Origin of the sequence: Rasiella rasia (assembly GCF_011044175.1) — a bacterium.
Classification (GTDB): domain Bacteria; phylum Bacteroidota; class Bacteroidia; order Flavobacteriales; family Flavobacteriaceae; genus Marinirhabdus; species Marinirhabdus rasia.
The window spans coordinates 2,037,023-2,058,843 of sequence record NZ_CP049057.1; the positions used below are offsets into that span (position 1 = coordinate 2,037,023).

General features: G+C 38.4%; 21 protein-coding genes and 1 tRNA gene. 10 read left to right on the forward strand and 12 right to left on the reverse strand.

The genetic code is table 11. The features are described from left to right. Positions 1 to 41 precede the first annotated feature (41 nt). Both G5B37_RS09130 and G5B37_RS09135 read left to right on the forward strand, forming a co-directional pair. Entirely contained in the window at positions 42 to 947 is a 906-nt protein-coding gene (locus tag G5B37_RS09130; protein ID WP_164679730.1) for a FecR family protein, read from the forward strand. Continuing rightward, positions 944 to 3,448, forward strand: coding sequence for a TonB-dependent receptor (locus tag G5B37_RS09135; RefSeq protein WP_164679731.1), 2,505 nt, complete (start codon positions 944 to 946; stop codon positions 3,446 to 3,448). Before G5B37_RS09130 ends, G5B37_RS09135 begins: the two co-directional genes overlap by 4 nt. 33 nt (positions 3,449 to 3,481) lie before the next feature. Here the strand turns inward: G5B37_RS09135 and G5B37_RS09140 are convergent, their stop codons facing one another. The 10 genes from G5B37_RS09140 to G5B37_RS09185 all read right to left on the reverse strand — a co-directional run bounded on the left by G5B37_RS09140 (position 3,482) and on the right by G5B37_RS09185 (position 13,000). Further along, positions 3,482 to 3,667 (reverse strand): hypothetical protein, encoded by a 186-nt coding sequence (locus G5B37_RS09140; RefSeq protein ID WP_164678003.1) that lies wholly within the window; start codon positions 3,665 to 3,667, stop codon positions 3,482 to 3,484. A gap of 28 nt (positions 3,668 to 3,695) precedes the next feature. Beyond that, positions 3,696 to 4,403, reverse strand: coding sequence for a sulfite exporter TauE/SafE family protein (locus G5B37_RS09145; protein ID WP_164679732.1), 708 nt, complete (start codon positions 4,401 to 4,403; stop codon positions 3,696 to 3,698). Positions 4,404 to 4,405: 2 nt separating this feature from the next. Beyond that, entirely contained in the window at positions 4,406 to 4,852 is a 447-nt protein-coding gene (locus tag G5B37_RS09150) for a FixH family protein (protein ID WP_164679733.1), read from the reverse strand. A 298-nt stretch (positions 4,853 to 5,150) separates the two neighbouring features. Further along, on the reverse strand, positions 5,151 to 6,572 hold the full coding sequence (gene ccoG / locus G5B37_RS09155) for a cytochrome c oxidase accessory protein CcoG (protein ID WP_164679734.1): 1,422 nt from the start codon (positions 6,570 to 6,572) through the stop codon (positions 5,151 to 5,153). A 64-nt stretch (positions 6,573 to 6,636) separates the two neighbouring features. After that, a complete protein-coding gene (locus G5B37_RS09160) occupies positions 6,637 to 6,939 on the reverse strand; it encodes a cupin domain-containing protein (RefSeq protein ID WP_263649775.1) in 303 nt (100 codons plus the stop codon). A 2-nt stretch (positions 6,940 to 6,941) separates the two neighbouring features. Next, entirely contained in the window at positions 6,942 to 7,928 is a 987-nt protein-coding gene (locus G5B37_RS09165; RefSeq protein ID WP_164679735.1) for a cbb3-type cytochrome c oxidase N-terminal domain-containing protein, read from the reverse strand. Then, complete coding sequence (locus G5B37_RS09170) at positions 7,925 to 8,113, reverse strand: CcoQ/FixQ family Cbb3-type cytochrome c oxidase assembly chaperone (protein WP_164679736.1); 189 nt, start codon at positions 8,111 to 8,113, stop codon at positions 7,925 to 7,927. Before G5B37_RS09170 ends, G5B37_RS09165 begins: the two co-directional genes overlap by 4 nt. Positions 8,114 to 8,115: 2 nt before the next feature. Beyond that, complete coding sequence (gene ccoN, locus G5B37_RS09175; RefSeq protein ID WP_164679737.1) at positions 8,116 to 10,320, reverse strand: cytochrome-c oxidase, cbb3-type subunit I; 2,205 nt, start codon at positions 10,318 to 10,320, stop codon at positions 8,116 to 8,118. Between the two features lie 10 nt (positions 10,321 to 10,330). Further along, complete coding sequence (gene ccoS, locus G5B37_RS09180) at positions 10,331 to 10,531, reverse strand: cbb3-type cytochrome oxidase assembly protein CcoS (RefSeq protein ID WP_164679738.1); 201 nt, start codon at positions 10,529 to 10,531, stop codon at positions 10,331 to 10,333. A 75-nt stretch (positions 10,532 to 10,606) separates the two neighbouring features. Next, the gene (locus G5B37_RS09185; RefSeq protein ID WP_164680921.1) at positions 10,607 to 13,000 is read right to left on the reverse strand and encodes a heavy metal translocating P-type ATPase; all 2,394 of its coding nucleotides are present in this window, start codon (positions 12,998 to 13,000) and stop codon (positions 10,607 to 10,609) included. Positions 13,001 to 13,182: 182 nt separating this feature from the next. Between G5B37_RS09185 and G5B37_RS09190 the strand changes: the two genes are divergently transcribed. After that, complete coding sequence (locus tag G5B37_RS09190; protein WP_404814778.1) at positions 13,183 to 13,836, forward strand: Crp/Fnr family transcriptional regulator; 654 nt, start codon at positions 13,183 to 13,185, stop codon at positions 13,834 to 13,836. Here the strand turns inward: G5B37_RS09190 and G5B37_RS09195 are convergent. Beyond that, complete coding sequence (locus G5B37_RS09195) at positions 13,831 to 14,670, reverse strand: universal stress protein (protein WP_164679740.1); 840 nt, start codon at positions 14,668 to 14,670, stop codon at positions 13,831 to 13,833. The genes G5B37_RS09190 and G5B37_RS09195 overlap by 6 nt on opposite strands. Positions 14,671 to 14,814: 144 nt before the next feature. After that, positions 14,815 to 14,895 (reverse strand) — tRNA-Leu (locus G5B37_RS09200). A gap of 160 nt (positions 14,896 to 15,055) precedes the next feature. Between G5B37_RS09200 and G5B37_RS09205 the strand changes: the two genes are divergently transcribed. From G5B37_RS09205 to G5B37_RS09235, 7 genes are all read left to right on the forward strand, one after another. Then, the gene (locus tag G5B37_RS09205; protein WP_164679741.1) at positions 15,056 to 15,997 is read left to right on the forward strand and encodes a ribose-phosphate pyrophosphokinase; all 942 of its coding nucleotides are present in this window, start codon (positions 15,056 to 15,058) and stop codon (positions 15,995 to 15,997) included. Between the two features lie 176 nt (positions 15,998 to 16,173). Further along, positions 16,174 to 16,830 carry a 50S ribosomal protein L25/general stress protein Ctc gene (locus G5B37_RS09210; protein WP_164679742.1) on the forward strand — a complete coding sequence of 219 codons (657 nt, stop codon included), beginning with the start codon at positions 16,174 to 16,176 and terminating at the stop codon, positions 16,828 to 16,830. A gap of 82 nt (positions 16,831 to 16,912) precedes the next feature. Next, complete coding sequence (gene pth / locus G5B37_RS09215) at positions 16,913 to 17,557, forward strand: aminoacyl-tRNA hydrolase (RefSeq protein ID WP_164679743.1); 645 nt, start codon at positions 16,913 to 16,915, stop codon at positions 17,555 to 17,557. Position 17,558: 1 nt separating this feature from the next. Next, positions 17,559 to 18,491, forward strand: a complete 933-nt coding sequence (locus G5B37_RS09220) for a bifunctional riboflavin kinase/FAD synthetase (protein ID WP_164679744.1) — start codon at positions 17,559 to 17,561, stop codon at positions 18,489 to 18,491. After that, complete coding sequence (locus G5B37_RS09225; RefSeq protein WP_164679745.1) at positions 18,484 to 19,827, forward strand: HTTM domain-containing protein; 1,344 nt, start codon at positions 18,484 to 18,486, stop codon at positions 19,825 to 19,827. The genes G5B37_RS09220 and G5B37_RS09225 overlap by 8 nt, the downstream gene beginning before the upstream one ends. 58 nt (positions 19,828 to 19,885) lie before the next feature. Further along, the gene (gene serS / locus G5B37_RS09230; protein ID WP_164679746.1) at positions 19,886 to 21,157 is read left to right on the forward strand and encodes a serine--tRNA ligase; all 1,272 of its coding nucleotides are present in this window, start codon (positions 19,886 to 19,888) and stop codon (positions 21,155 to 21,157) included. Position 21,158: 1 nt separating this feature from the next. Further along, positions 21,159 to 21,767 (forward strand): MarC family protein, encoded by a 609-nt coding sequence (locus G5B37_RS09235; RefSeq protein WP_164679747.1) that lies wholly within the window; start codon positions 21,159 to 21,161, stop codon positions 21,765 to 21,767. The last annotated feature ends 54 nt before the right edge of the window (positions 21,768 to 21,821 follow it).

The following is a 21,821-nucleotide window of genomic DNA, read 5'->3' on the forward strand; positions in this document are numbered from 1 at the left end:
AGTTTTTCAAGGTTAGTTGTTATATAGTTGAAATAGTACTTATGGAAAAAGACTACTTAATAGCGAAATGGTTAAAGAATGAACTAACCGAAGACGAACAAAACCAGTTCAACGAATTGGAAGATGCGTCTTTGAATAGGGCCATTATAGACAATGCCCAAAATTTTAAAGCGGCTCATTTTTCTACCCCCAAAGATTTTAGAACCTTAGAAAAACGAATTGCAGCACAAGCTACTCCTGTGAGAAAATTGTCTTGGAAACGTACGCTACTTCAAATAGCTAGCGTTGTTGTACTCGGTTTTGCAGTATACTACGGTTTCTTCTACAACCAATTAACCACTATACAGACCTTAGCGTCAGAAAAAACATCTTTTACGCTTCCAGATGCTTCAGAAGTAACCCTTAATGCTGCTTCTGAAATTAGCTACAACGAAGATAACTGGAACAATAAACGAAGCCTTCGGCTAGAGGGTGAAGCATTTTTTAAAGTAGCCAAAGGAGAAAAATTTGACGTGGTTACCTCTCAAGGAACCGTTTCTGTGCTAGGAACACAATTTAATGTAAAACAACGTGACTCCTTTTTTGAAATCACTTGTTACGAAGGAGTTGTTCAAGTACAAACCACAAAAAAGATTGAAAAATTAATGGCTGGAGATAGCTTTCGAATGGATAAAGATTCGTTTCTAACCTCTAGAACTAATGATGTTGCGCCTAAATGGACTACCAATATTAGTACTTTTAAATCTGTGCCACTCTATAGAGTTATAGGTGAACTAGAACGGCAATATAACGTTACAATAACGTACAAAGGTGTTAAACAAAATGAATTATTCACTGGCGGATTTGTTCATGATAATTTAGACAATGCCCTCCAAGCTATTACTACCCCACTGGACTTAACCTATTCAACAAAAGAAACTAATCTCATAATAGTTACAGATAGGTGAAAGAAGTAAACCGATACATACTTATTATCATTATTATTTTTTGTGGCTGCTTGTGCAATGCCCAAAATGAGCTTGTAACTTTAAAAGAAGCCATTTTTACACTAGAAAAACAACATGCATACACCTTTAATTACTCAGAAAAGACAATCGAAGGTTATAAAGTTTCACCTATAAACAATACGCTATCTTTCGCTGAATCTATAGACTCCTTACGTCAACAAACCTCTTTATCTTTTACCATGCAGGGTACTAATCTGGTGTTGATTTCTTCTCCAGCCAGTATCGCACTCTGCGGGTATATAGTAGATAGTGAAACTCAAAATGTTATTCCCTTTGCCACAATACAAGGCAAAGACAGTGCTACAACAGCAAACGAAGGCGGCTATTTTTCTTTAGAACTATCTTCTAAAAATGAACTGGTCACTATTAGACATTTAGGATACAAGACTTCCACTATAAGTGCCACCACTTTTCTCTCAAAAGACTGCCCGCAATATGCAATTTCACCGCAAACAGAACAATTAAATGCTGTATTATTAACTTCGTATTTGGTGCAAGGTATTAGCAAGCTCAACAACGGAGCCTTGCAAATTGACTTTGATAAATTTACTGCACTTCCTGGTCTAATTGAAACAGACGTTTTACAAGCCGCTCAAGCATTGCCTGGCGTACAAAGCATTAATGAAACGGTATCAAATATTAACATTCGGGGGGGAACAAACGATCAAAATTTAGTGCTTTGGGACGACATTAAAATGTATCAGACAGGACACTTTTTTGGATTAATTTCGGCTTTTAATCCACAAATTACACAACAGGTTACGATTCAAAAAAATGGAACTGCAGCAAGTTATACCGACGGTGTTTCAGGCAGTATTAAAATGGAAACTGAAGCTATAGTAAACAATACTTTTAAGCTAAATGCTGGAGCCAATCTCATAGACATTAATGTATTTGCAGACATTCCATTAAGCAATTCATCTTCGTTGCAAGTTGGAGGTAGAAAATCGTTAGAAGATTTTGTGACCACCCCAACCTACGAAACCTATTTTACCAGAATTGCGCAAGACACAGAAGTTGAAAGTAATATGGGTCCCGTTGTGAATACAGATAGAAACTTCGATTTTTATGACACTTCGTTGCGTTGGCTGTACGAAATAAGCGAGAGTGACCGATTGCGTGTTAACTTTTTGTACATAAACAACAATCTAGAATTTAACGAAAATGCAACAATCGACGGTTCACTTAGGTCTCGTCAAAGTAGTGTAGATCAAAATAGTTTAGGAGCCGGTGTCTTTTATGAAAAAGATTGGAGCCCTGTTCTTAACACATCATTTCAAATCTACGAGACAGACTATACCTTACGCGCAATCAATGCCAACATTCTAGATTCTCAACGCTTTTTACAAGAAAATAAAGTTTCAGAAACAGGAATAAAAACAATTACAAAATACAAGCTCACTGCACAAGAAACGTTGCAAATTGGATATGAGCTCATTGAGACCAAGGTTACAAATCTAGATGATGTAGATGTGCCATTAGTGCGCACATTAATTTCGGAAGTGGTACGCACCCATAGTGGTTTTGCCAGTTATGGTGCTTCATCAAAAAACAAGAATAGTCTTTTATCTGCTGGTATACGCTATAATTATTTAGATAAATTTAAAAAGTCTATACTAGAACCCCGACTTTCATTTACTCAAAAGTTTTTAGATCATTTTAGCGTTGAATTGGCAGGTGAATTTAAACATCAGATCGCATCACAGGTTGTAAATTTTCAGAATGATTTCTTAGGAATTGAAAAACGTAGGTGGCAGCTCTCTAATGACGATAGTATTCCTGTTTTACAGAGCCAACAATATTCTACAGGTTTCAATTTCAGCAATCGGGGTTGGTTGTTTACCACAGAGCTGTATTACAAGTACGTAGATGGTATCACCTCACAAGCACAGGGGTTTCAGAATCAATTCGAATTTGTAAAAACACAAGGAAGTTATACTTCTGTAGGAGCAGATTTCTTACTTCGGAAGAAATTCGATGCCGTATCTATGTGGCTTAGTTATTCGTTAATGAATAGCGAATATACTTTTGAAACTCTATCGCCCCAAGCAATTCCTAGTAATTACAACATCCCTCATAATTTAACTTTTGGAACCACCTATGCACAGAACGGACTAAAAATAGCTGCCGGAATACATTGGCGCTCTGGAAATCCTACTTCCATCCCTGTTCCAGGCAATGAAATTGTTGATGGCTCAATTAATTACGGCCTTACCAATGCAGAGCGATTTGACGATTATTTTAGAGTAGACGGCTCAATTTTGTATCGTTTTACGATTGGCAATTCTGAAGCTCAAGCAGGTGTTTCTGTTTGGAATATTTTAAACCAAACCAACACCATAAGCAGTTTTTATAGAATAAACGGGCAAGGTGATCTTGTTGAAAATACCCAGACTGCCTTGGGTGTAACTCCTAATGCTAGCGTAAGAATTACACTTTAATTACTCGCCACATAAACATTTAAACGTTCAACACTAAGAGTTTAACGTATGTTCTTCGTCCTCAGCACCCATGGTGTTGCTATCCTCATCTTCTATACGTTTAGTACTTCTAGAAAGGCTATACACTACGGCAACCAACACAACGCACACCACGGCAAAAATTATAATCATTATAGTTCCTAGTCCCCAGTTTACGAGTGGTACATTTAGTAAGTTCATAGTAGTAGGTTTTTAGTTAATTATTGTTTTAATGACAAGAATAATTCGAAGAAATCTTTTCTATGGCAACTCCGCTTGCTGGCGACACATATGGAATTCCTAATCCCAACCCCCTCAATACAAACAAAACCCCAATCGCTACCACAAAAACAGGAATTGCCTTAACAATACGTTGTTTTAGTGTTACATTCAAAAAATTACCGAGATAGGTTGCGGCTGTCATTAAGGGAATGGTTCCTAAACCAAAAAACACCATATAAAGACTGCCATTCCAGGCTCCTCCAGCCGCAACACTACCAAACACCGCCATATAAACCAAACCACAGGGTAGCAACCCGTTTAAGAATCCGATCGTAAAAAAACTGTCAACCGATTTTCTTTTAAGCTCTGCGCCTAGTGCAGATTTTATTTTTCCCACCCATGTATACATAAATCGAGTACCGTTATAGCGGTTAAACGTTCGTACGGGAATTAGAATTACAACAATCATTACTACACCAATAGCAATAGATATATACTGTTGGGCTCCAAACATATCTAGTTTTCTTCCTAAAAATCCAAACAATAGCCCAATGATACCATAGGTTACCAATCGGCCAAGGTGATAACTTACTATTTGCAATACTCTTTTAATAGGGTTTTTTCTATCTACGGGTAGTAAAAATGCAATAGGACCACACATGCCTACGCAGTGAAAACTGCCTAATAAACCAAATATGAGCGCCGTTAACCACATTGTTAATAGGTTATTTCTTTTTTATATCGAAAGCTTTTGCCTTCATATTCCCAATCTATAGTAATGTTCCACCGACCGGCTACCAGACGATCGTCAGGTATGAGCAAATTAGGATCGTTAAGTTTCAGCGGAATCTCAAAATCCAAACGCTGGTTAGACGGTCGATATAGGAACACTTTACCTTCAATTTTTTCAGGATTGTACATTGCTGGAAATTGTAACATGTACCCTGCTTCTGTTTTTTTGCCAGCTATCTGCTTTTCCATAGCGGCAGTATTCTGCTGGGCATAAATATCTTCCTGCAATTCCATTTCTTTTTGATAATACCCTTCGGTCACTAAATCGTGATTCAGGTCTTTGTCTGTGCTTATTCTAAAAACAAAAAACAGTATAAACCCAATAAATAAAGCCATTCCTATTACCAATCCTGTTCCCCAATTTATTTTCATAACATTTGCTGTTTATACAGTGCGTATTTATTAAACCTCTTCCTTTACGTGTTCCTTGGCATGTTGCATTTTTTCTGCCAGTAGCTTTGCTTTGCAGGGAGCGTTTTTCCCTGGCTGCCCGTTCTGGCAACCGTTGCAACAATTTCTTTTTAACTGTTCTTTCATCGTAACTATTTTTAGTTGGCGTGTCCCTTTTTAGCTTCAGCGCTAAAAAGGTCGGGCTATTTGTTACAAGTCCTCACGCTCCCGACAATATCGGGTGCGTTGTGGGCTTTTCACGGCTATCCCTACCCGAAGGCTAATTAAAACTTCTTGGTCCTAAGAAGGCGGTTTTTGTACTTTCTATTTGTTCATCGCCACTAAATACCCCTATAAGTACTTTATCCTTATCGCCACTTAACGCACTAGCATTTAACTCTACAAATAAGGTTCCTTCTGCAAGACCACCCGCGGGTACGGTAAATGTATCGTGACTCACAATTTTTATTTCTCCTTGATGCGATAGTAGCTTAAAGCTAACATCTTCAATCTCTACATTTGTTTTATTCACCAATTTATAGGTATATACATTGCTTATGATATTGTCTGCTTTTCGCTCAAATAACTGACCCGGCAGTCTAAGTATGTCTGCCTCTACGTCGTTTCTCAAAAACAACATTCCCACCAAAACCGAAATTAGTATGCCAAGCACCACTGTATACCCTTTAAGGCGGGGCGTAAACTCAAATTTGGTCTTTTTCTCTATATTTTCTTCGCTAGCATAACGTATAAGGCCTTCTGGGAGGTCTACAGACTTCATGATACTATTGCACGCATCTATGCAAGCCGTGCAATTAACGCACTCTAATTGCGTTCCGTTACGTATGTCTATGCCCGTAGGACAAACTTGAACACATTGAAAACAGTCTATGCAATCTCCTTTCCCTAGCTCTTGACGATTTTCATTCTTTTTAAATTTAGATCTTCCCAGTTCACGCTCCCCGCGTTGGTGGTCATACGCTACCACAATAGACTTATTATCTAGCAGAGCGCCTTGTAGTCTTCCGTAGGGACAAACAATTATGCAAACTTGCTCTCTAAACCATGCAAACACAAAATAAAAAACACCCGTAAAAATTATTAGAGAGATAAGTGTACTAGTGTGCTGCATAGGACCATCTACAACATATCGTATAAGCCTATCACTACCTATTAAGTACGCCAAGAATACATTGGCAATTAAAAATGAAATCACAAAGAACACAAACCATTTTAAGGAGCGTTTTAGAATTTTCTCACGATTCCAAGGCATTTTTGCCAAGCGTATCTGTTTTCCACGGTCGCCATCTATCCAATACTCAATTCTCCTAAAAACCATTTCCATAAAAATGGTTTGGGGGCATACCCAACCACAAAAAAGTCTTCCAAATGCAACCGTAAATAAAATAACAAATACAACACCTGTAAGCATCATGATTACAAATATGTAGAAGTCTTGTGGCCAGAATGGAAATCCGAATATGTTAAATCTTCTCTCAAGCACATTGAACATCAAAAATTGATGCCCGTTTATTTTTATAAAAGGAGAAGCAAATAAAAAAAGTAGTAATACGTAACTTACATATTTTCTGTACTCGTACCATTTCCCCACAGGTTTTTTAGGGAATACCCATGCGCGTTTCCCTTCTTCATTGAGGGTTCCTATGGTATCTCTAAAATTTTCTTTGCCTTGCTCAGCCATGATTCAGTGCTACGTTCAGAATTATTAGTACTTCGTTTAAAGATTTACATTGACCATTAAAGTCTTAGGAATTTTCGTTTAAAAACAAGAGACAAATTGCATCGTCCCAAGCTTCCACACTATGGGTTACATTCATTGGTATGTCGTAGCTCTCATAACATGCAAACCGCATACTCTCCTCTTCAGTATTAAAATCTACCTCTCCTTTAATAACAAGTAATCTTGCCTTACATGGAGCCTTGTGCTTTGCAAGAGAGACACCTCTTCGTAAGCCAATAGCAAGAATCTTTGTGCCGTTCGCATCGTGTATTTTCTTTACGACGGGAACATCACTTTTCTTTAATTTTTCGGCTACTTCTAACATCATCACTACTGCTCTTTAGCGTCATCTTCTACTGCTTTAATAACAGGTTCCACTTTCTCCAATTCGTCAACTTGCGTACTATCTGTTACTTTAACTTCTCGTTCGTCAGGAACAGCATCTTCATCGACCCAAATTTCTCCTTCAGGCGCCTTACCATCTGGCGGATTCGTTCCTTGAAGCGTCAATAAATAGCTGGCTACCTGTGCCATTTCTACAGGTTTCAATTCTGTTTTCCAAGAAACCATTCCTTTTCCTGCGCGACCTCCTTCAGATATGGTATTAAACACATTCTTAATTCCGCCACCCAAAATCCAATACTCATCTGTTAAATTCGGGCCAATTCCACCTCCACCTGTTGCTTTATGGCATGCAACGCAGTTGGTGGTAAAAATTGCCTGTCCTGCAGTTAAATCTCCAGCTTCTGTGAGTAACTCTACAGTATTTACATCAACCAAATTTTTAGCTGTTCTTTTATATTCTTCAATTTCAAGTTTAGCCTCTGCTACTGCAATTTGGTATTCTCCTTCCTGGCCTACCCCATCAAAAATGTGGTATCGGGCAAGGTAAACAACCGCAAAAATGATGGTTGCATAAAAACCATACACCCACCATGGTGGCAGCTTATTATCGAGTTCTCTAATTCCGTCGTAGTTATGGTCTAGTACAATTTCTCCTTCTTCTTCAATTGCCTTACTGCCTAGTAAATTCTTGTAGGTCTTTTTAAACCAGCTAAATTGATTTTTCTTCGCCAATGCTTCATCTGCCAAGTACCGCGTTTTAGCATCAGGATTTAACGTTCTAAATAACACACTTTGGAGTGCTTGAATACAGATTTCTACTGCAATGTAAATAAGTAGTATAACTCCATAAATGGCCCACAACCAGGGTTGTTCTTTAAACACAGATGTTTCACCCGTTGTTCCTATCCAGTTTAGGAAAAAGTACCCAAAAACAGAAAATCCAATTATTCTAAGAAGTGCTGCTGTTTTCATATAATATCGTCATTTACATTAGTGTCTAGCGGAATTTTACTCACTTCTTCTATATGCGCCTTTTTTGCTGTGAATACCCACCAGAAAAGCGCAACAAAAAAAATGAAGAAAATGAGCAGGGAGATAATGGGATAGATTTCTACACCATCGATATTCTCTAAATTACCTTTTATATATTTCAGCATAACTATTGGTTTTGGTTTGATGAAACTTCGTCTTGTGTCTTAATTTTTATGTCTGTTCCTAGACGTTGTAAATACGCTATTACGGCAACTACTTCTCGGTTTCTCATTTCAACAAAATCGATGTTATTTTCTGTAGCGTACTTTTTATCGGCTTCATAGGTTTTTACAAAATCAGGATCGGCATATAGGTTTTTTTCTATTTGAGTACCTTGCTCTAGCATCCACTCTTGGGCGCTTGCGATTTCTTCATCACTATACGGCACTCCTAAAGAAACCATAGCGTTCATCTTATCTTCGGTTTGCGTTTTGTCTAGTTCCTGATTGATAAGCCATTTGTACGATGGCATTATAGAACCAGAAGAGGTGCTTTGAGGGTCGTAGAAGTGGTTAAGGTGCCAATTATCACTATACTTTCCGCCAACCCTAAATAGGTCTGGACCGGTACGCTTACTTCCCCATAAAAACGGATGGTCATAGACATACTCCCCAGATTTAGAATATTCACCATAGCGCTCCACTTCGCTTCTAAACGGACGTATCATCTGTGAATGACAAGAAACACAACCTTCTCGTATATAGATATCTCTTCCTTCTAATTCTAAAGGTGTATAAGGTTTCACCGTTGAGATTACGGGCACATAATCGTCTACCATTAAGGAAGGTATAATTTGTACCATACCTCCAATTAAGATGGCGATGGTGGCATAGATTGTTAGCTTTACTGGGCGTCTTTCTAGCCAAGTGTGGTAGCCCTCTTTAGCTGTTCTTTTCTTTGTTACTCGTTGCAATGGAGCAGCTTCGGCTAATTCGTCGGTTACTTCACTACCTTGCTTTACAGTTTTTACAATATTGTAAAGCATCACAAAAGCTCCTAAGATGAACAACGTACCTCCAATAGCGCGCATCCAGTACATTGGTATAATTTCGTTTAATGTCTCCAGGAAATTTCCGTAGGTAAGTGTACCATCTGGATTAAATTGCTTCCACATAGAAGCTTGTACAAATCCGGCAACGTACATAGGTAGTGCGTACATGATAATTCCTAGGGTGCCCATCCAGAAATGGAAGTTTGCTAATTTGGTGCTCCACAGTTTTGTTTTAAACAGTCGTGGCACCAGCCAGTAAATCATCCCAAAAGTTAAGAACCCGTTCCAGCCTAAGGCACCTACATGAACATGGGCAATAATCCAATCACTAAAATGGGCAATGGCGTTTACATTTTTCAGCGAAAGCATTGGGCCTTCAAAAGTTGCCATACCATAACAAGTAATGGCTACGACCATAAATTTTAATGTAGGATCTGTTCTTACCTTGTCCCATGCCCCGCGAAGTGTTAGCAGACCATTAATCATTCCTCCCCAAGAAGGCGCAATTAACATAACAGAAAATGCTACCCCTAAATTTTGTGCCCATTCTGGCAACGCAGTATATAATAAATGGTGTGGTCCTGCCCAGATATAAATAAAAATTAGCGACCAGAAGTGTACAATAGAAAGTCTGTATGAATATACAGGTCTGTTGGCCGCTTTTGGAACGAAGTAGTACATTAAACCTAGAAAAGGAGTGGTTAGGAAAAATGCTACCGCGTTATGACCATACCACCATTGTACCAATGCATCTTGTACACCTGCATAAACAGAATAGCTTTTTAATGCACTTATAGGCAATTCTATACTGTTTACAATGTGTAATACAGCAACCGTAACAAATGTGCCTAGATAAAACCAAATGGCCACATACAAATGGCGTTGTCTTCTCTTTAAAATGGTACCTATTAAGTTTGCACCAAAGGCAACCCAGATAATTGCAATTGCAATATCAAACGGCCATTCAAGTTCTGCATATTCTTTTGAGGTTGTATAACCCAGCGGCAAGGTAATTGCTGCTCCCACAATAATGGCTTGCCATCCCCAAAAGTTGAGATTACTTAACCAGTTTTTCCACATACGGGCTTTAAGTAATCGCTGGGTAGAGTAATACACCCCTGCAAAGATTGCATTACCCACAAAGGCAAAAATGACCGCGTTGGTGTGCAACGGACGTAAACGTCCAAAACTTAGCCAGGAAATCCCATCGGTTACATTGGGGAATAAAAACATGAAAGCGAGTAAAAGACCCACGCTCATTCCTATGATACCCCAAAAAATGGTGGCGTTTACAAACTTTTTTACGATTTTGTTATCGTAGTAAAATTGTTCTGTTTGCATAATTTATTGGTTACTTAGTAGAATTAATTTTTGTTATGGTGGCTTTTTTCTTAGTTGGCTTTTCTTTTACCAACTCGTCTTCAAAAAGCATTCTTATAGCTGGGGTATAGGTATCATCGTATTGCCCTTTTTTCACCGAGAATATAAACGCGATAAAAAAAACAATGGCGACAATCACGCTTACGGCGATTAACACATAAATAATACTCATACCTCTTTCAATTATGGTGTAAAATTACGTTTACGTACTTCCTTAAAAGATGACTTTTGTCAGTTGTCATGATTTCTATCGATTTAATTTTTTCCCCAAGAAATACGTGGCGATTGTAGTAAAAACTACAATGCTAATGGAGCTTAACGGCATTAAAATAGCTGCAACTACAGGAGCTAAGTTTCCAGTAACCGCAAAGGCCAATCCTATTAAATTGTATATAAGGGAGCATATAAAAGCGTATTTAATTGTTGTGCGTCCTCTACGTGACAGAGACAGGTATGTTGGGATATCTTTTAACCGAGAAGCGTCTAAAATACCATCGCAGGCTGGCGAAAAAACATTGACATTTTCGGAAATTGCGATTCCAACATCGCTTTGGGCAAGCGCGCCAGCATCGTTAAGACCATCGCCTATCATTAAGACCTTGTTTCCCTCCTCTTGAAGCTTCTCTATAAACGCCAGCTTGTTTTCAGGCTTTTGGTTAAAAAGCAAGGTGCTATTTGTTGGCAACAAGGTTGACAGATAATTTCTCTCGCCATCATTATCGCCAGAAAGGATGATGATTTTTGCTGTATGCTGAAGTTTATTAAAAACTTCCTGTACGCCTGTTCTATATTCTGAAGAAAAAAGAAAGACGCCTTTATACCCGTTTTCTGTACTAATATGAACCGCCGTTTTTTGTGGAAAGGCATACTGCTGCCGTTCATTAGCGTCTACAAAATCGAAAGATCCTATTTTAATAAAACTACTATCAACACTACCCGTAATACCTTTTCCAATGTCTTCGGTAAAACAGTCTAATGTTGTAATATTATTTTTGTCGAGTATATCATACAGAGAGCGACTTAGCGGGTGGTTTGAGGCTCTTAATGTGCTAGTGAGAAGCGCTTGCTCTGTTTCGGTTAGTGCTATACCTTCATAAACAATTATGTTCTTTGCATTGGTGGTAAGCGTTCCCGTTTTGTCAAAAACAACAGTATCTATCGCTGCCAATTGCTCAATGGTGGTGCTATTCTTTAAATATAACTTATGCTTTCCGTAGATACGCAACAGGTTACCCAACGTAAACGGAGCGGCCAATGCTATTGCGCAAGGACAGGCAACTATTAAAACTGCAGTAAATACATTTAGTGCTTGAGAGGCATCAATAAAAATCCAAAATATGGTGGCAATGATTGCTATAACTAAAAGGCTAACTGTAAAACGCCTACTAATACTATCTGTAAGATTCTCAAAAGTGCTAGGTGTATTTTTACTGAAAATTTTACTGGACCATAGTTGGGTTAAATAACTCTGCTCTACAGTTTTAAGCACCTCAACCTCTATGGGGCCCGCTTGTTGTTTTCCACCAGCAAAAAGTTGATCCCCTGACTTTTTCATAACGGGCTCAGCCTCGCCGGTAACAAAACTATAATCTATTAAAGCATTGCCTTTTAGTAATACAGCATCTACGGGAAGTAATTCTGAGTTTCGTATTAGAATACGATCTCCCTTCTTTAGCTCGTAAACTTGAGCTTGTTCTTCGGTGGTACGGGTGTTACCCGCTTTGAGAATTCTGGTGACAGCGATTGGGAAGTACGACTTATAATCTCTTTCAAAAGAAAGGAATGCGTAGGTTTTTTGCTGAAAAAATTTACCTAGCAATAAAAAGAAAACCAGCCCTGTCATGCTGTCTAGAAATCCGGTGCCCCAATCCATGGTAATTTCAACAGTAGAGCGTAAAAACAAAACTGAAATCCCTATAGCAATAGGCACATCTATATTGAGAATTCTAGAGCGCAGACCTTTATACGCTGAAACAAAGTAATCTTGAGCCGAATAAAAAACTACAGGCAATGCAAAAGCAAACATCAACCAGCGAAAGAGGTGTTTAAATTTATCTAACCAGAATTCGTTCACTTCAAAGTACTCTGGAAAGGATAAAAACATAATATTTCCGAAGGCAAAACCAGCGACACCCAATTTATAGATTAGGCTTCTGTCTATAGATGAAGGCTTTTTCGTGGCATCGTCTAAAGAAATGTAGGGTTCGTACCCAATTCGCGTTAACAAGGTTGCCACGTTATATAAGGTGATTTCTTTGGTAGAATATGTAACACGAACTGTTTTCTTCGGAAAGTTTACCTGCGACGACTTAATCGCAGCATTAAGCTTATTGAGATTTTCTAGCACCCAAATGCAAGAGCTACAATGAATAGTGGGAATAAGAAGTGTAACTATTTGCGTGTCTTGCGCATCGAATTCAACTAATTTTGAAACAATCTCTTTATTTTTTAGAAAGGCAAACGTAGTTTTTTGAGTGTTGGGAGAAGTTCCAGGAGTTTTTTCTAAATCGTAGTAATAAGTAAGGTCGTTATCGTTAAGTATATCGAATACCGTTTTACATCCATGACAACAAAAATGCTTGTCGTTATGAATTATCTCATTAGCCGCGCATGGGTCTCCACAATGAAAACAGGACTCCATATTTTTTAATTTGCTCAAACGCCGTAACGTTTTTTATACCTAGTACAAAGTTTGAAAACTTGTTGCGCGCAAAAGATGACTTTTGTCAGTTCTACGTACTTTTTATTTAGAAATGCGTTAGCTTTGTAAGTACCATGTCTGACCACAAAAATTCTCGATGCGAAAATTGTATTATTAGACAGATGAACAGCTTTAAGGCTTTGAAAAAAGAAGAGCTTAAGCAAATGTCTGACAATAAAGAAACCAAGAGCATCAAAAAGGGAGAAGCTATCTTTAGAGAAGGAGAGCGTCTTAATGGTGTTTTTTGCGTTCGAGAAGGTGTCTCAAAATTGTCGAAGATGAGTGATAACGGGCGTGATCAAATTGTAAAACTTGCCTCAAAAGGTGAAGTGTTAGGGCAGCGTTCTGTAATTGCTTCAGAAACTACTAATTTAAGTGCCATCGCATTAGAAGACATGGAAGTCTGTTTTATACCAAAAATACACATCGAGGAAAGCCTCGAGAAAAATCCTGTTTTTACCAATGCGGTCTTAAAGCATATGAGCAAAGAATTAAAATTTGCAGACGATTTTATCGTAAACATGGCTCAAAAAAGTGTTCGGCAACGCCTTGCAGAGGTTTTATTGTATTTACATGACCATTTCGGTGAGGAAGAGGAAGGGTTTTTATACCTTCAACTCTCCCGCGCCGATATTGCCAGTGTGGTAGGTACAGCTACAGAGTTACTTATTCGCACACTTACCAAATTTAAAAAGGAAGGTGTTATTTCTACTTCAGGGAAGAAAATTAAGTTAATCGATAAAAAAGCTTTATTTAGAATCGCCGAAGGACTATAATTTTATAGTAAGCACGGGAACTATTGCGTGGTTCGCAATGTCTTCAGAAAGACTTCCTTTTAGTAAATGAGACAATCCTCTTCGTCCATGAGTTGGAATTACAATAATGTCTGCATCGAGCATTTGGCTAAACATAAAAATTCCACCTTCAATAGTATAGTCTGATACAATAGCAACTTTCGATACTTCTTCTGAAGGGTTTTTAGCGCCCGTAGCTTCAAAAAACTTGAATAGTACTTCGTCTATTTCTTTACTATTTCTAAAATCTGGACCAGGTGTATTTACATAGACCATATTCATTACGGTATCGAACTCCTTAAAAAAGCGTTGTGCCTTTTCAAAAGCTTCTGTATTTTCTAAAGAAAAATCTGAAGCAAATACTCCTGTGTCTATTTTAAAATCTGAGACTAGCTGCTTTACTACAAGCACGGGGATATCTGCTGTACGCACGACTTTCTCGGTGTTGGAACCTATTAGCATTTCTTCCCAACCACTACTGCCGTGGGAGCTCATGACAATTAAACTAGCGTCATGCTCTTTTGCGACGTCGTTTAATTCGGTAAAACTTTTATGCTTACGAATAACTTCTGAAACCTTTACCCCTTCTAAATAGCTCTTGTCTAGAAATTCGGCAAATCTTTTTTCAGAAAGTTTTAGATAGAAAACCGATTCGAGCGCAGTGCTGGCTTCTTCTTTCGTTAAATGTGAGTCTTTAATCCCAGCCATATGAACGACAACGATTTTTGCGTCATTGTTTTTAGCAATACTTGCAGCTGCACGTAATGCATTTTCTGAATGTGGTGAGAAATCTGTTGGAACTAAAATTGTTTTCATAGACATGGTTTTTAATTTATAACAAATGTAAAACCCATGTCTCGGCTAAAAGATGACTAAAGTCAGTCGCGATAAAAAAATATGCTTCGCTTAGCAACTATATGGTACAAATAAAAACTCCCCTTAAAAAAAGGGGAGTTTTTGTACTCAAGGCGGGAATCGAACCCGCACTCCAAAGGAACTGGATTTTGAATCCAGCGCGTCTACCAATTCCGCCACTTGAGCAAAATCCTTGAATCTAAAAAAGTTCACAACTTCTCTGCCAAGGCTTGATAGGACGGCAAAAATAAACATTTCTTTCTAAATTGTTAGTAAATCGTAACTACATTTTTTCGTCGCGTCAACCGTTTCTTTATTTTTGTGTTTACCAATAAAACATCCAACCATGTCTTTTAACACGCCTCAGTCTAAAATCTTCGCCTGTAAACAATCTCAAGTTCTTGCAGAACAAATAGCAAAAGCCTACGGCCAGCCCTTAGGAAATGTTATTACATCTACCTATAGCGACGGAGAATTTCAACCTTCGTTCGAAGAATCTGTGCGGGGCAGCAGGGTGTTTATTATTGGATCTACACACCCTAATAGTGACCACCTTATGGAAATGTTGCTCATGCTAGATGCTGCAAAGCGTGCTTCGGCTAGACATATTACGGCTGTGTTACCTTATTTTGGTTGGGCTAGACAAGACAGAAAAGACAAACCCAGAGTGCCTATTGCTGCTAAATTGGTTGCCAAAATGCTGGAAACTGCAGGAGCGACACGTATTATTACTATGGATTTGCACGCAGACCAGATTCAAGGATTTTTTGAGAAACCCGTAGATCACCTCTTTGCTTCTACCATCTTTTTACCCTATTTAAAAAGTCTCAACCTCGATAATCTAACCATTGCTTCACCAGATATGGGTGGTTCTAAAAGAGCCTACGCCTATTCTAAAGCCTTAGAAAGCGACGTTGTAATTTGCTACAAGCAACGTGAAAAAGCCAATATTATCTCTCATATGGAACTTATTGGTGATGTACAAGGTAAAAATGTGGTGTTAGTAGACGATATGGTAGACACTGCAGGCACCCTAACTAAAGCCGCAGATCTTATGATGGAAAGAGGCGCTTTAAGCGTTCGTGCTATTTGTACACACCCTATTCTTTCTGGAAATGCTTTTGAAAAGTTAGAAAATTCACAACTTGAAGAATTAATTGTAACAGATTCTATTCCGCAAACCACAACCCATCCAAAACTACGCGTACTTTCTTGCGCAGATTTATTTGCCGATGTGATGTTACGTGTAAATGAAAATAAGAGTATTAGCTCTAAGTTTTTGATGTAGTGTTAGAGCAAAACAGATGTTTTAATATCGAAATTTGAGAGAATTAAAATTCAGTTTTTTTGTGTTGATTTGAGAATCTCTATTCTTTGTCCTTTTTTCTTTTATCTTTCTCTTGAAAGTTTTACATTTGCACCCCTCAAAATGAGGAAATTAATTCATAATATTTAAAAAGAATCATGAAATCAATTACAATTAACGGACTTAAAAGAGAAAGCGTGGGTAAGGTAGCAACCAGAACCCTACGTAATGCTGGAAAGGTACCTTGCGTAGTATACGGAGGAGACGAGCCTATTCACTTTTCAGCAGATGAATTGGCCTTCAACAAACTTGTATACACGCCAGACGTGCATACAGTTGTAGTTGACCTAGGCGATGGTACTAAAGTAAACTGTATCTTACAAGATATTCAGTTTCACCCAGTAACCGATCGTATTTTACATATAGATTTCTTCCAAATCTTTGATGACAAGGAAGTAATGATGGAAATTCCAGTACGAATTGTTGGAAATTCACGTGGTGTTAGAAATGGTGGTGTTTTACGTATTGTTAACCGTAAGTTACGAGTGAAAGCAATTCCTGAAAACCTTCCAGATTTTCTAGAGATTGATATTACCGAAATGAAGATTGGTGATATTAGAACCGTTGCTTCTATCTTAAGTGACGACTACAAAATCATGCACGAAGAAAGTAGAACGATTTGTCAAGTTAGAACTTCACGTACTGCGGTTGCAGATGTTGATGATGAAGACGAAGACGAAGATGGCGAAGGTGAAGTTGCTGCGGGTGACGTACCAGCTACCGAAGTTAATGATGAAGCTGCTGTAAAAGAATAAATAGCATTTCCATTGAATAGTTATAGAGCATCCTGTTTATTCGGGATGCTTTTTTTATTTTTACGAAAGTTTATACATTATCATGTTTGCTTTTCTTCGGAAGTTATTTACTAGCACAAAAACAAATGGCAACGCGCCACTGCTCGAAGCCCAAAATCCTATGAAAAAATTCCTGATTGCTGGTCTCGGAAATATTGGCCCAAAATATCATAACACACGTCACAATATTGGCTTTAAAATGCTGGATTTTTTAGCTGAAGAACACCAACTCACTTGGGAAACAGCCAAATTAGGTGATGTTACAATTCATAAAAAGAAAGGGCGTACTTTTTTACTCCTCAAACCGAGTACCTATATGAACCTTTCTGGAAAAGCAGTAAAATATTGGCTAGACAAAGAAAAAATTCCAATTGAAAATCTTTTGGTAGTTACAGACGACCTAAACCTTCCTTTTGGAACTCTTCGGCTAAAAACTAAAGGTAGCGACGGAGGCCATAACGGATTAAAAGACATTCAAAATACCTTACAAACCACAAAATATCCGCGTTTTAGATTTGGAATCAGTGACGCTTTCAGCAAAGGAAGACAAGTAGACTATGTACTAGGAGATTGGAGCCAAGAAGAAGACGAGAAGATGCCCGAACGTCTTACAAAAGGAATACAGCTAATAGAGTCTTTCGGACTTGCAGGCGTTAACATTACTATGAACACCTATAACGGCACTTAGTATGCAAGAACACCGCCCAGCTTCGGCATATACAAATAAAACACCTTCGGTAATAACCATTGGCACCTTTGATGGCGTTCATATAGGCCATAAAGCCATACTGAAGAAACTGGTTGCCTCTGCAAAAAAGGACAACCTAGATTCTGTCTTGCTCACCTTTTTTCCTCACCCGAGAATGGTACTTCAAAAAGAGGCTAGCATACAAATGCTAAATACACTTTCAGAAAAAAAAGCACTACTAGAACAAACAGGTCTAGATCACCTTATTATACACCCCTTTACACACCAATTTTCTAGACTTACAGCAGTAGAATATGTGCGCGATATTCTAGTAAATAAATTACACGCAAAAAAAATAATTATAGGGTACGACCATCGGTTTGGGAGAAATCGTACAGCAACGATTTCAGATTTAAAAGAGTTTGGCGAAACCTATGGCTTTGAGGTTGAAGAAATAAGCGTACAAGAGCTAGACGACGTGGCCGTAAGCTCTACCAAAATACGCAACGCACTTAAGGAAGGTGACGTAGAAACAGCGAATAATTATCTGGGGTATTCGTACATGATAACCGGTACAGTTGTAAAAGGCAAAGGTATTGGCGCTACGTGGAATTATCCCACCGCCAACTTACAACCTTCAGACACTTATAAACTTATTCCTAAAAATGGTGTTTATATCACCCAAGCAAAAATAGAAGCAGACTTAAAATATGGTATTACAAGCATAGGTACCAATCCGACCGTTGGAGGAAAATCTAGAACAATTGAGACATTCTTTTTAGATACCGATGCGAATTTATACGACAAACCGCTTCAGCTAGAATTCCTTAAATTTATTCGAGAAGAAGAAACTTTCGAAAATGTAGAAGCATTAAAGAGCGCCATTCAACAAGACGAAAAAGTGGCAAGAGCATACGTGCGCACCCATGAATAAATTTTTATTTAAACATATAGACAATACGGGCCTCGTTTTATGGCGCGTAGTTTTTGGGGCTCTCATTGCCATTGAAGCATTTGGCGCCATTGCAACCGGCTGGGTACGTCGCACACTAATAGAACCAGATTTTACCTTCAACTTTATTGGTTTCGACTTTTTACAACCACTTCCCGGAGATGGTATGTACTACTACTTTATACTCATGGGCATTTTTGGGCTCATGGTGATGGTTGGCTACAAATACCGATTTAGCATGGCATGCTATGCACTTATGTGGACCTGTGTGTATCTCATGCAAAAAACATCGTACAACAACCATTACTACCTTATGATGTTGTTGTGCTGGCTTATGGTGTTTTTGCCTGCAAATAGATGGTTTTCTATAGACGCTCAACAAAATTCGAAGCTGAAATCTCCTTCGGTTCCGCGGTGGACCTATCTTGTCGTTATTTTTCAGGTTTGGATTGTCTACACTTATGCATCTGTTGCCAAATGGTATCCAGATTGGCTTAATGCAACCGTAACCGAATTATTCATGAAGAGCAAAAGCGACTATTGGCTTATTGGTTCCTTCTTACAATTAGATTGGGTGCACTGGTGTATCGCATACGTGGGTATTATATTCGACTTGCTTATCGTGCCGCTTTTATTATACAAACGAACTCGAGTGATAGGCTTTGCAATTTCAGTGTTCTTTCATTTGTTTAATTCTATTGTATTTCAGATTGGCATCTTTCCATATATGAGCATTGCATTTGCTTTGTTCTTTTTCTCTTCGGAAACTTTACAAAAAAGGTTTCTTCCGAAGAAAACACTATACACTGCTGGCGAAATTAAAGTGCCTAACTACAAACCCCTGCTCGTTGGTGTTTTCTCGGTCTATTTTATAGTTCAGATTGCCCTACCCTTGCGCCATTGGGCTTTTCAGGATGATGTGCTCTGGACCGAAGAAGGTCACCGTTTAAGCTGGCGTATGATGTTACGCAGCAAGGGCTCTAGACTCATTGTTTATACCCAAGAAGAAAACAGCGATGAGAGAAAAATATATAGATGGAGAGATTTGCTAAGCAAAAAACAGCAACGCTCTGCCAAATCTAAACCCGATATGCTTTGGCGCTTGGCAAAAGAGATTAAAAAAGCAGAAGCTGCTAAAGGAAAAAATGTAAAGGTGTTTATGGACGTAAAGTTAAGAATTAACGGGGGTAGGTACCATCAATTTGTGACGCCAGACACAGATATTTCAGCAGAAAAATGGCTTCCTCTTAAACATCTTGATTGGATAGAACCGAGACCTGCAGATTACCATAAAGTAGCAGAGAAAAAAGAAGAATAGTAAACCCTTCACAAAACATACATTTTCCCTAACTTTGCGCCTTAAAATTGCTACGGAAATGCTACAAGTACACGACATTCGCGCCCACAAAGACACTTACATTAACGCCTTAAAAAAACGTGGTTTAGATGCTGCTTCAGATATTGAAGCTATTCTAAAAGCAGATGAAACACGTAGAGCTACACAAGCAAAGCTAGATGAGACCTTAGCGCAAAGCAATACTTTTTCTAAAGAAATTGGAATGCTTTACAAAAACGGTGAAGCGCAGAAAGCAACTCTGCTTAAAGAAAAAACAACGCAATTAAAAGAAGATTCGAAGCAACTCCAAGAAGAATTAAACCTAGCCACAGACACGCTTCAAAATTTGCTGTATAACATTCCTAATATCCCAAATGAGCTGGTTCCAGCAGGCACAGACGAGAATGATAATGAAGAAGTGTTTGCCGAGGGTGATATTCCAACCTTAGATAGCGAAGCACTACCTCACTGGGAGTTGGCCAAAAAATACGACATCATTGATTTTGAATTAGGTGTAAAAGTTACTGGTGCGGGATTTCCTGTATACAAAGGGAAAGGAGCACGGTTACAACGTGCTTTAATCAGTTATTTTTTAGACAAAAATACCGAGGCGGGTTACACAGAATATCAAGTACCACTAATGGTTAATGAAGAATCTGCGCGCGGTACAGGGCAATTACCCGATAAAGAAGGGCAAATGTACCATGCCACCGAAGACGATTTGTACCTTATCCCAACCGCAGAAGTTCCTGTTACCAATATGTTTCGCGGCGATTTAGTAGCGCATTCAGACCTGCCAATAGCATGTACTGGATATACGCCTTGCTTTAGAAGAGAAGCTGGAAGTTATGGCGCTCATGTAAGGGGCCTAAATAGATTGCACCAGTTTGACAAAGTTGAAATTGTACGAATTGAACATCCAGACAATAGTTACGTTGCGCTAGACGGTATGGTGGAGCACATAAAAGATGTATTGCGCGAATTAAAATTACCTTATCGTATTTTACGTCTTTGTGGTGGCGACCTTGGTTTTACCTCAGCACTCACATACGACTTCGAAGTTTTTAGTACTGCTCAAGATCGTTGGTTAGAAATTTCTTCTGTATCAAATTTTGAAACGTTTCAGTCTAACCGACTCAAATTACGTTTTAAAGATGCCGATGGAAAAAATAAGTTAGCACACACCCTTAACGGAAGCTCGTTAGCTTTGCCACGTGTTTTAGCTGGCATTTTAGAAAACTATCAAACCCCAAACGGAATAAAAATACCTGAGGTGTTAGTGCCGTATTGTGGTTTTGACATGATAGACTAAAATGTCTGAAATTTTAACCACCATATTATTTCTAATCGCAGTAATAGATCCGCTTGGTTCTGTGCCAGTATATCTAGAAGCCACAAAGCACTTTGATGAAAAGTATAAAAAGAGAATCGCAATTCGCGCGAGCGTTATTGCCTTTTTTATTTTGCTGTTTTTTATAGTAATCGGGCAACTCATTTTAGAAGGAATGGACATTTCATTAGATGCATTTCAAATATCGGGTGGGGTGATTCTGTTTTTGTTTGCACTTACTATGATTTTTGGTGATGGTAAGCCTGAAATGGAAAAACATTTAATTTCAGATTACAAGCACGTTACAATTTTTCCGGTGGCAATACCTTCAATTGCTTCTCCGGGTGCTATCATGGCTGTTGTGCTAATGACAGATAATAATCTATACACCATACAACAACAAGGTTTAACAGCGGTGTTAGTATTTGTGGTAGTTGTGATTACAGCACTGTTACTTCTAGCCGCAAACGCAGTTCAAAAAAGAGTTGGAGCCTATGGAATTACCGTCATCAGTAAAGTTATGGGGCTTATTCTTGCTTCATACGCGGTACAAAGTATCTTAACTGGTTTAAAAGATTTTTTCTTTAACTAATCTGAGATTCATTAACTTTTCGGTCTAATTCTTGAATGCTAAAAAGATATTAAA

Coding starts and splice junctions, on each gene's coding strand:
- G5B37_RS09235 (WP_164679747.1), top strand. CDS start 21,159: ATGTCTGAAATTTTAACCACCATATTATTTCTAATCGCAGTAATAGAT.
- G5B37_RS09220 (WP_164679744.1), top strand. CDS start 17,559: ATGCAAGAACACCGCCCAGCTTCGGCATATACAAATAAAACACCTTCG.
- G5B37_RS09130 (WP_164679730.1), top strand. CDS start 42: ATGGAAAAAGACTACTTAATAGCGAAATGGTTAAAGAATGAACTAACC.
- ccoS (WP_164679738.1), bottom strand. CDS start 10,531: ATGAGTATTATTTATGTGTTAATCGCCGTAAGCGTGATTGTCGCCATT.
- serS (WP_164679746.1), top strand. CDS start 19,886: ATGCTACAAGTACACGACATTCGCGCCCACAAAGACACTTACATTAAC.
- pth (WP_164679743.1), top strand. CDS start 16,913: ATGTTTGCTTTTCTTCGGAAGTTATTTACTAGCACAAAAACAAATGGC.
- G5B37_RS09170 (WP_164679736.1), bottom strand. CDS start 8,113: ATGCTGAAATATATAAAAGGTAATTTAGAGAATATCGATGGTGTAGAA.
- G5B37_RS09150 (WP_164679733.1), bottom strand. CDS start 4,852: ATGAAAATAAATTGGGGAACAGGATTGGTAATAGGAATGGCTTTATTT.
- G5B37_RS09165 (WP_164679735.1), bottom strand. CDS start 7,928: ATGAAAACAGCAGCACTTCTTAGAATAATTGGATTTTCTGTTTTTGGG.
- G5B37_RS09140 (WP_164678003.1), bottom strand. CDS start 3,667: ATGAACTTACTAAATGTACCACTCGTAAACTGGGGACTAGGAACTATA.
- G5B37_RS09195 (WP_164679740.1), bottom strand. CDS start 14,670: ATGAAAACAATTTTAGTTCCAACAGATTTCTCACCACATTCAGAAAAT.
- G5B37_RS09210 (WP_164679742.1), top strand. CDS start 16,174: ATGAAATCAATTACAATTAACGGACTTAAAAGAGAAAGCGTGGGTAAG.
- G5B37_RS09190 (WP_404814778.1), top strand. CDS start 13,183: ATGAACAGCTTTAAGGCTTTGAAAAAAGAAGAGCTTAAGCAAATGTCT.
- G5B37_RS09160 (WP_263649775.1), bottom strand. CDS start 6,939: ATGATGTTAGAAGTAGCCGAAAAATTAAAGAAAAGTGATGTTCCCGTC.
- G5B37_RS09225 (WP_164679745.1), top strand. CDS start 18,484: ATGAATAAATTTTTATTTAAACATATAGACAATACGGGCCTCGTTTTA.
- ccoG (WP_164679734.1), bottom strand. CDS start 6,572: ATGGCTGAGCAAGGCAAAGAAAATTTTAGAGATACCATAGGAACCCTC.
- ccoN (WP_164679737.1), bottom strand. CDS start 10,320: ATGCAAACAGAACAATTTTACTACGATAACAAAATCGTAAAAAAGTTT.
- G5B37_RS09185 (WP_164680921.1), bottom strand. CDS start 13,000: ATGGAGTCCTGTTTTCATTGTGGAGACCCATGCGCGGCTAATGAGATA.
- G5B37_RS09205 (WP_164679741.1), top strand. CDS start 15,056: ATGTCTTTTAACACGCCTCAGTCTAAAATCTTCGCCTGTAAACAATCT.
- G5B37_RS09145 (WP_164679732.1), bottom strand. CDS start 4,403: ATGTGGTTAACGGCGCTCATATTTGGTTTATTAGGCAGTTTTCACTGC.